Source organism: Nostoc sp. (assembly GCF_036919595.1).
Lineage (GTDB): Bacteria > Cyanobacteriota > Cyanobacteriia > Cyanobacteriales > Nostocaceae > Nostoc.
The window spans coordinates 1-9,149 of sequence record NZ_JBALCO010000201.1; the positions used below are offsets into that span (position 1 = coordinate 1).

The 9,149-nt window shown below is 37.9% G+C and carries 7 protein-coding genes and 2 pseudogenes; 4 read left to right on the forward strand and 5 right to left on the reverse strand.

The window, feature by feature from the left end:
• The coding region (locus V7K21_RS30355) for a transposase (RefSeq protein ID WP_335179800.1) at positions 1-204 on the forward strand (204 nt) is incomplete at its 5' end.
• A 182-nt stretch (positions 205-386) separates the two neighbouring features.
• A pseudogene (locus V7K21_RS30360) lies at positions 387-1,398 on the forward strand (IS701 family transposase).
• A 142-nt stretch (positions 1,399-1,540) separates the two neighbouring features.
• On the opposite strand, the gene V7K21_RS30365 reads toward V7K21_RS30360, so the two are convergent.
• On the reverse strand, positions 1,541-2,956 hold the full coding sequence (locus tag V7K21_RS30365; RefSeq protein WP_335179811.1) for a DEAD/DEAH box helicase: 1,416 nt from the start codon (positions 2,954-2,956) through the stop codon (positions 1,541-1,543).
• A gap of 373 nt (positions 2,957-3,329) precedes the next feature.
• On the opposite strand from V7K21_RS30365, the gene V7K21_RS30370 reads away from it, so the two are divergent.
• Positions 3,330-4,463, forward strand: a complete 1,134-nt coding sequence (locus V7K21_RS30370) for an ISAs1 family transposase (RefSeq protein ID WP_335179801.1) — start codon at positions 3,330-3,332, stop codon at positions 4,461-4,463.
• A 227-nt stretch (positions 4,464-4,690) separates the two neighbouring features.
• Here V7K21_RS30370 and V7K21_RS30375 read toward each other — a convergent pair whose 3' ends face one another.
• The 3 genes from V7K21_RS30375 to V7K21_RS30385 all read right to left on the reverse strand — a co-directional run bounded on the left by V7K21_RS30375 (position 4,691) and on the right by V7K21_RS30385 (position 6,751).
• The gene (locus tag V7K21_RS30375) at positions 4,691-5,368 is read right to left on the reverse strand and encodes a DEAD/DEAH box helicase (protein ID WP_335179803.1); all 678 of its coding nucleotides are present in this window, start codon (positions 5,366-5,368) and stop codon (positions 4,691-4,693) included.
• A gap of 739 nt (positions 5,369-6,107) precedes the next feature.
• Entirely contained in the window at positions 6,108-6,341 is a 234-nt protein-coding gene (locus V7K21_RS30380; protein WP_335179805.1) for a hypothetical protein, read from the reverse strand.
• 224 nt (positions 6,342-6,565) lie between these two features.
• Positions 6,566-6,751: a hypothetical protein gene (locus V7K21_RS30385; protein WP_335179807.1), complete on the reverse strand. Its 186-nt coding sequence runs from the start codon at positions 6,749-6,751 to the stop codon at positions 6,566-6,568.
• Between the two features lie 728 nt (positions 6,752-7,479).
• Between V7K21_RS30385 and V7K21_RS30390 the strand changes: the two genes are divergently transcribed.
• Entirely contained in the window at positions 7,480-7,878 is a 399-nt protein-coding gene (locus V7K21_RS30390; protein WP_335179809.1) for a hypothetical protein, read from the forward strand.
• A 9-nt stretch (positions 7,879-7,887) separates the two neighbouring features.
• Here V7K21_RS30390 and V7K21_RS30395 read toward each other — a convergent pair.
• Positions 7,888-9,060 (reverse strand): annotated as a pseudogene (locus V7K21_RS30395) (penicillin acylase family protein); the annotation flags it as partial.
• Positions 9,061-9,149 lie beyond the last annotated feature (89 nt).

Sequence of the window (9,149 nt, forward strand, 5' to 3'; positions counted from 1 at the left end):
GGGGCAAATGTTCTTTATCAATCACCCTATTCTCCTGATTTTAATCCTATTGAACACTGGTGGTCACAACTTAAGGCTTTTTTACGTCAGTTTTCTCCAACCACTGCAAAAATGCTTGATATTTTAATTGCGATCGCACTCAATTTAGTCAATCCCAAGCATTTGAAAAGCTGGTTTACAAACTGTTGTTACTGTACCTCATAAACCTGCAATCTGCTGTATGTGACGCGCACAGGGCGATCGCTAGTTAATAGTACATGAGTATTAATTGAATCCGATTCCGAAAGCTTAGTCAACGCATAAGAAGTCGCTGCAAAAGGAAACACTATTGAAATATTTATGAGAAAATAGGTAGAGGTTGTATTAGATAAATGTTGCTTAAGGTAATGAGATTTACTAAGCTTAATTACTGTCAAGACTTATTAAGTAGTCAAATTAATTATACAATTACCAATTTGGCAGAGCATTTAGAGAGTATTAGCCATGAGGCAATTAACTATTATTTGAAACCCGAAAAGTTTACACCTCGTTTATTATGGGATAACGTCAAAGAGGTAGTTGAGTCTGATGACAATTTACAGAATATTTGATGATAGCGTTTGAGATAAAAGGGATTCTGAAGAAATAGAAATAGTCAGAAGACAATATAGTGGTAACGAACATGGCGTCCTCAAAGGAATTGGTGTAGTAAGTTGTGTATATGTGAATCCTAAAGTTCAAAGATTTTGGGTAATAGATTACCGCATTTTTAATCCAGACGTGGATGGTAAAACCAAGATAGACCATGTGAAATATCTGCTGCAAAACCTTGTGGATCATAAGTTTTTACCGTTTGATACGGTTTTGATGGACACATGGTATGCGGTACACAGTTTAATGCTATATATTGAGAGTCTAGAGAAAATTTATTATTGCCCTTTCAAAAATAATCGGTTAGTTGATGATACATTTGCCACCGAAAAATATCAACGTATTGAATTATTAGAATGGAGTTCTGAAGAGTTAAAATGTGGTAAAATCATAAAAATTAAAGGGTTTCCCGCTCAGAAAAAAGTGAACCTATTCCGGGTTGCTGTTTCTACCAACAGAACGGATTATATCGCCACTAACGATTTATCTCAAAGTTCCACGGATGTTGTACAAGAGGTGTGTAAAATTCGTTGGAAAATCGAGGAGTTTCACCGAGAGATTAAACAACTAACTGGCATTGAATATTGTCAATGTCGTCAAGCTAGGCTTCAAAGAAATCATATTGCTTGTGCAATGTTGGTTTGGATTAGATTAAAAAATTTAGCCGCTCAAACTGGCCAAACTATTTATCAAATCAAGCATAATTTGCTGTCTAATTACTTAATTCAGCAACGAAAACGCCCAAGTATTCCTATGTACTTGCTTTGATTTAAATTGTTGCGTGGCGGCGTGTAGCCCCGCCCGCTATTTGTGCCAGTTGCGTAAGTCCTGGAACTTTCAAAATAGCTTGGGTAATGCCAGCTAATTAATTTTCAACAAGTTAAGTTTAGTTATGACCTAACATCGGCAATCAACTTAATCGGAACATGACCAAGGCTTGCTTGCCAAATCCTTTAGTAAAGGCATATTCAATCTCTGCGGCATTACAAATCTCTGTTAGTTTGGATTTCAGCCCAGGAAGTTCTCTAACCTCAATACAGATATTTACATATATATCTTTAGTTTCCACATGGAATAGTCCAGCATTTATGTTTAAAAAATCGCCTGTTAGCATTGAACAGTAAGTTAAAGATTCAAGCCATTGTGATTTGTACTTCAGTCTAAAATAATTATCGCCTAAATTCTTTTTGAACTTAGATGACTTTTGGTGTGGTTTTGGTTCCGAGAATATACTATTCTCCAACTGCCCAAGAACTTCTATTGTCGTTGCATTAGTTACCCCATTGCTACTACCCTGTTGTTTTAGCTTTCTCTGTTCAACAAAAGACATAGCCAGGATACGGTTCTTATGTCGCTCAAAAGCTTCCTTGTACAGTTCCCATGCTTTTTTGGTAATTGCTGATTGAGATGGCTCAACCATTTTAACGATTTCGCGCCAATCTCCAAGAGTAAATCTAGTGATATTTTCAATAAAAGCGATGAAAATGGCACTATAAATTTTAGCGGGATTCGCACCCCGTAAACCTTGCCTTCTGAGCGTATCAGTAACTAAGTTTAATCTGTAAGTAGAAACAGAAAGGTCAATTTCTGTAAGGGAAAGACTAAAACCCTGTCTAAGTCGGATTCTACTAAAACTTGGCTTTTCAGGATTCTCTTTAGTAGTAAAATCAATCGTTTCACCGCAGCTTGGACAAATAGCTTGGTGATGTTGAATCACCACTCCATCCTCGTCAACTTCGGCATCAAAATTATCTAATTCATCAGTTAGCGGTTTAAAAATATGGGTGCAATGCTCACATTGGATTAAGCCTTTGTTTTGTGTTTCTGATATAGTTTCAGGCAATAAACTCCATTTGCGGGCTTCATCAGGAAGCACATGTTTTTTCCAATTATCGGTAATATCAATGATCACCGCAGTAGGTTTTAAAATGTAAGTTCTTAGAACCCGCCCCAGCATTTGCAGCCAGAGAGTAGAGCTTTCAGTTGGACGGACACAGTAGACGCACTCAATATTAGGGCAATCAAAGCCCTCAGTTAAGATTTCGTAATTAGTAATTACTTGCGTTGTCCCATTGCGAAAACGCTGCAATATTTCTAATCTCTCTTGTGGGGGAGTTTTCCCATCCAAATGTTCGGCACTAATATAATTACGAGAAAATTCCGCAGCCAGGGCACGAGAATGTTCTAAGCTACAGGCAAAAATAACTGTACGAAGATTTCGTGCATATTTCAAGTAATTCTCAAGGATTTCACTAACCCCAATCTGGCTAGTGACCAGGGCAAACGCATCTAAATATTGACGAGCCTGAATCAGGATGAAATACACCAAGACTCGAACTACATAAGGCTTTGAGGAAATTAAATCTCGCTCAAACTGAAAATGATAATCATTAAGAGAAGGAGTTAGAGGCAGCCGACGGCTGCCTGAATTTTCACGGTCAGTTATTCACTCTTCTAGCGTAGGTTTTTTCACAGTCTGATTCTCAATAGTTTTAGATTAATGACTAGGAATCACGAGAAGATCAGCACAAGAAAAACTCAATTTATGCGATCGCCACCAGGAAGGCACGGTTACACCATCGCTAACTAATCAAAGTGACTTTTACAGATGGCGTGAAAAGTCAGGACGGCTGCCCTTCATTGACCGTGGTATTCTCACATTTATCAGAAAGAAGAATTACATTCTTCCAGCTCCTAAGATGAAGCTCAAGCCGAAAATCACAATTGCTGAACATTTTTTGGGAATAGAAGACCCACGAATAGATCGCACAAAGCGGCATAACTTAATCGATATCATAACCATTGCCGTATGTGCAGTGATTTGTGGTGCGGATGGTTGGGTAGCAATAGAGACTTATGGTTGCGCCAAGTATGAGTGGTTAAAAACGTTTTTAGAATTACCAAATGGAATACCGTCACACGATACATTTGCACGAGTTTTTGCACAAATAAATCCGCAACAATTTCAGTCATGTTTTATTGGTTGGATGAAATCCATAAGTAGGATAACTAATGGAGAAGTTGTTGCAATTGATGGAAAAACATTACGTCGTTCTGGCGATGAAAGTAGTGAGCAAAGTGCAATCCAAATGGTAAGTGCTTGGGCAAGTACGAATAAATTGGTGTTGGGGCAAGTAAAAGTAGATGAGAAATCGAATGAAATTACAGCTATTCCAGAATTATTAAAGGTTTTAGAACTGTCTGGATGTATTGTGACAATTGATGCAATTGGCTGCCAGAAAGAAATTGTGAAATTAATCACATCGCAAAATGCAGACTATGTAATTGCGTTAAAGAAGAATCAAGGAAATCTTTATGATGAAGTTGAAAAACTATTCTCTTCAGGGATAGCCACAGGTTTTGAGGGGATTAAATATAGCATATACAAAACAGAAGAAACAGGGCATGGTCGTCATGAAATCCGCAATTACGTAATGTTATCTCAAATTGAATCTCGGCTTAACCCAGATTCAATATGGTCAAATTTTAATAGTGTTGGCATGGTAGAATCTGTCCGTTCATTCAGTGGTGAAACAACAGTTGAAACTCGTTATTTTATCAGTAGTCTTGAGTCAGAGGCTGAAGAGTTTGGTAATTCCATTCGTAGTCATTGGGGAATTGAAAATTCATTGCATTGGCTATTGGATGTTGCCTTAAGAGAAGATGACTGTCGGATTAGAAAAGATAATGCTCCACAGAATTTTGCAATTCTCAGACATATTGCAGTCAATCTCTTAACTCAAGAGAAGCGGGTTAAACGTGGAATTAAAAATAAACAGTTTCTCGCGGCGATGGATAACAAATATTTACTAAGTACTTTAGCGTTAGCTTAAAATAGTACATCAAAACTTGAGTTTAATGTTTTACATAAGAATATATTTATTCTCTAAGTAAATATCTTCTTATGTAGCTCATAATTAAATTATTTTAGTATTGATGATTAGTCATTTAGTTAAATATAAGCTAATTCACATTTTTAAAAATATTTAATTTGTTTTATTTATCATTTTATCAGTTTTTACAATTATCTATGTCATTTTGGAATCTCCCTTAGTTTTTATTAGTAAATAAGATGCGTTTGCCCTGGGCTAGTGACGGCAACCGCTAACTCTTTGGCTCTAAAATCCCCACGAGACTTTGCAACTCCTATAGTAGAAATAGTCTGATTCGTTGCAAATAATCGAAACTTACTTAAATAGCCAGCCTGAATTAATTTAGCAGTGTCAATACCAATAACCAAATCATCAAATAAATCAACAAAACCTTGACCGTCAATTCTTTGGGGAGTGGCAGTTACACCTAATATTTGGGCGCTTTCATAATGTTCAATTAATCGCCTATAAGATAAAGCAGTTGCATGATGCGCTTCATCTAATATCAAAAGTCCAATGTTTGCTGGCAACTCTAATACTTCTCGTCTGCTCAACGTTTGAACGCTAGCAACTTGGATTCTCCGTTCCGGATTAGCCAAAACACCTGCTTTGATAATCCCAACTGGTTCACCGATAATTTGCTCTAGCTTTTCGGCAGCTTGAGATATCAACTCAATCCGATGGGCAATGACTAAAACTTGCTTCCCTTGGTCAAATAATTTCTGGGAAATATGTGCAAAACACACCGTTTTCCCGGCGGCTGTTGGGAGTTGTCCAAGCACCCGCCTATTACCTTGATCCCAAGAATTCCAAATATCTTTTATCCACTGATGTTGATAATCTCTAAGCTCGTAAGTAACAGGCATTCAATCTACCTCAACAAGAATTTTTCTCTTATGGGAATATTGCTCATTATGCCACAAGCTCTTAAAGTTAAGATACCGATAATCCCAATTCTAAAAGTAGTAAAAATGTTTTGGGTTGATTTGATGCCATTTTACTTCATCAAGAGCAAATTATAGAGATAATAAGCTGGAAGTGATGCACTACAAGTAAAGTTTCACCCTATTCAATGCTAACCGAATCATCTGTACTAACAACTGAATAGTCTTATAAAGTTGATATTAAGAATGGAACGGGCGACAAAGGCTAGCCGAATTATTGTGCGCTAATTAGATATCTTTGTCAATGTTGCTAAATGTTAAAGGAAAATGTCATAAAAATAAATATTTACGTTAAAGCTAGGGTTAGAAACAGATTTTATTTACGTTACATAGCAATAACTCAGTAAGATAGGCTTATGCCTATTGTCATAACAAAATCTTCGATGGGTGAACAAAAGCCCATCATCTTGTAAAACAACTGTAGATAACAGCAGAAATAGCTGTGGAAAGTCTATGGAATCTATCAGGTCAAGTATAGTTATAGATGTTCTAAAGATTTTTTTATCTTCTGTTTCTGCACTTAACTTAAGTATGAATAATAGTCTATCTTAAGTAAGTTGTTGGAAACAAGTGCAGTAACTAAACTGTTATTTGGCAGTTTTAAGAGCTTTGTATAAGGTTAGTACCTGGACATAGAGAGTTTAAGTACTCTTTGTCTAAGCTAGGATTTACGCAACGTCGCAATTCCGATAACTGCACCCCAAAGACAGCCATAGCAGCAAAGGATAATCAACTGATTTTTGGGTTTAGCCCTTTCGTCCGATATGGATTGATAGACTATGGCATAATTTTCAAGCTCATTGGTAATTTCTAGTAAAGAAGCGCCGTACTGTTTTTCTAGGCGTTCGATAGCCAATCTGTCTGCTTTAACTGGACTTATGGCTAATTTTTGCAATGCTGTGGTTAATTTATCACTAATTTTTAAACTTCCTATGCTCCGACATTCCAGAAAATGGTTAAAAAAATTAAGTCTTGCTGGAGAAATAAAAAAACTCTCTTTTTCAGCCGTATTTGAAGATGTAAGAATACCGGAACTCGACCGGAACTCGACCGGAACTGTGACGAATATTAGTGGTTAATGTTAAAAACACTGAAACCATCTTTTTCATTTCCGCACAATCAGTTAGTGTCAATCAATTGTAATAGGGCATTTCTCAAGTAATGAACACTCTTTTTCTCGTCGCCCCACTTGCGGCTATTTCTGATAGCAGCAAAAGAAGTTGGAGGGCTAGCCGCAAGTGGGACGACAATCTGGTCAAAATCAGCCTCAGAAATACTAATGGATTCTACTTCCAGAAATTCCACTTCCTGATAAGGCTTTGAAAAAATGGACTCCAGATGATTAACTGCGTGGGAGCGATGCGATTTTGTTAGATCGGACTTTAATTCTCAGTTACAGAGTTAGATTCTCAATAAAAACAGTTATTTGGCTGCGATCGCTTACTATACCCTTATCCTAAAGCCCTATTCTCTCGTGACTCATTGTCATTAAAATTAAGTTGTTGATAATAAATTAGAGTGTGAAACTCTTGCTTTTTCGTTGTTTCACGACTTAACGGGAAAAGTCAGGTCAATGGATAGCTGGAAGTTGGGATAATTTTTGTGGTTCTATCTTTAACTCCTTTATTAAACCTCAAACTGTTTGATAAATTTTATACTTTACTTTTCATCTTCAGTTAATGTTTGCTGTAATTGATACCAAGTATAAAAGACTGAGCATATTTGGGAATAATCCTCAAATGACATAATAGTAGTCTTTTTGAGATATCTCATCAAGATATTTTTTTGTGTAAAACAATAAAACTTATGTAAATAAAATCACTTTTCACTTAGATTTGATTTTTAGCGTAGGCGCAGCCCGCCGAAGGCATCGCACTTTTTTTGAGTCGTCTAACAAAATCGCATTGCTCCCCTTCGAGTTTGCGTCAGAGATTAGTTGGGAGTTAGCAGCGTAAGTGAAATGGTGGGTTTTAATGCCCACCATGCAACCATAACCAATCCTTGTAAAATAAAACACAGTTCGCCTTTAAAAGATGAGTAGCAAGCCTTACGATCAGTTTTCTAAGGAATTATTAGAGGAGTTGTTGTCTCCTTTAGGTAGAGTAGAAGTTAACAAACAAGTCACTGATGAAGCCAGATTTGTTGACGTTTTGTTTACAAGCGCACCAACTGCCCAAGCTGAAAATCTGGGATTGTTGGGCAGAATCGCTGTACTAAATACGGCACTCTTGGAAGCATTCCGCAATCAACCAAGTAGGTCAGAGGTACGCAACTGTTTTCTGAAACTGTTCACCGTGATTGCAGACTCACAACGCAAAGCCAAGCGAGAGAAAACCAGCTTACCAGAAGATAGTTTAGCTCGTTTGTGGATTATATCGCCTAGCGCTTCAGCCTCTCTGTTAGCGGATTTAGAGGTTAAACTAGATTTATAAAAGTGGAGCAGGGGAGTTTACTTTTTCCAGAAATGTTTTAGAGCAGCAATAGTAGCGGTTAATAATGCGTGGTAAATCTTTATAAGGATGGATTTTTGTCCATAATGTCTTGGAAGTATCACCAGGAATAATCCCTTCCCAGTATTCAAAATTACCTTGAGAACGAACTGGAACATTACCGTTGAACAGGTGCATAATATTCCCATTTCTATCTGCATACATCACCGTGAACATTGGCAGTTGCAAGCGTTGGAGTACGGTTTGAAATTGTTTCAAGTTTTGGGAGCGTGCCATATCCCACCACTGTTCAAGTACCTTTGGTCGATCAAGACCGACAACTCGTAGTGCTATAGCTTTACCGTCTTTCTGTGTCAGTACTGGCCCGTGGATAGAACGTTTTACAACTAAAGATTGATTGCGTATTGTACCGTCTTTTTGTTTTACCTTTAGAGAAAGATTTGTCGTCTCGAAGGGACGAACTTTGCCATCGAAGCGATAACCATTGTTAGCTAATTTGAGTTCGTAAGCATCCCAGCCATCGAAAGTGTTGACGGTATGAGTCCAGCCCAAGTTATTGTTAAATGCGATCACCAATACAGGAATTCCTACAAGTGTTGCTCCGTAAGCATCAATACCTGGAGCAGTCACTTGGGCTTCGTACCATGAGAATAAATCCCCCCAAAGCAAGTGTGGATTTGCAAGCAGCATCGCTTTACCACTCGCAGAATGTGATGGAGCGATCGCCCAACCATTAGATCCTGCTTTTGGCTCCTTTGAAATATCGCCTGCGATACTTTCTGCAACTTCTTCTGGGTTAGCAATAAAAGTGAAATGCAGAACTCGGTGTAAGTGAGCCAGAACATCTTCTGCTTTGACTGGCAACACTACCTTTACTTGATCATTAATCAGTTCGCCATGCTCTTGAGCATAAGCATTAATTCCAGCAGCAAAGGCATTCAGGTAGCTACGAAAAGCTGGACTTTGGGAAGTGTACCAAGAACGAGTACGTTCTGGAACTCCCATAGTCTGTACCCAACGGTCTGATTCTAAATATTTCTCTCCCCAATATTCGGCAGCACGTCCACGTGCCTGACCATAAAGGCGCAAAAGCAAGTTACCATGACTTTGCATCTGCGCCCAACCGAAAGCTTGAAATGCACTTGGGACATCTTTGCCATATAGGACTCCTATTTGATTTTTGAAAAAACTCCGTACATCTCAAGAGTGGCAAAATCAAAGGTAGTGTGTCGAATAAACCACTTAAACATCCA

Coding starts and splice junctions, on each gene's coding strand:
- V7K21_RS30370 (WP_335179801.1), top strand. CDS start 3,330: ATGAAGCTCAAGCCGAAAATCACAATTGCTGAACATTTTTTGGGAATA.
- V7K21_RS30375 (WP_335179803.1), bottom strand. CDS start 5,368: ATGCCTGTTACTTACGAGCTTAGAGATTATCAACATCAGTGGATAAAA.
- V7K21_RS30390 (WP_335179809.1), top strand. CDS start 7,480: ATGAGTAGCAAGCCTTACGATCAGTTTTCTAAGGAATTATTAGAGGAG.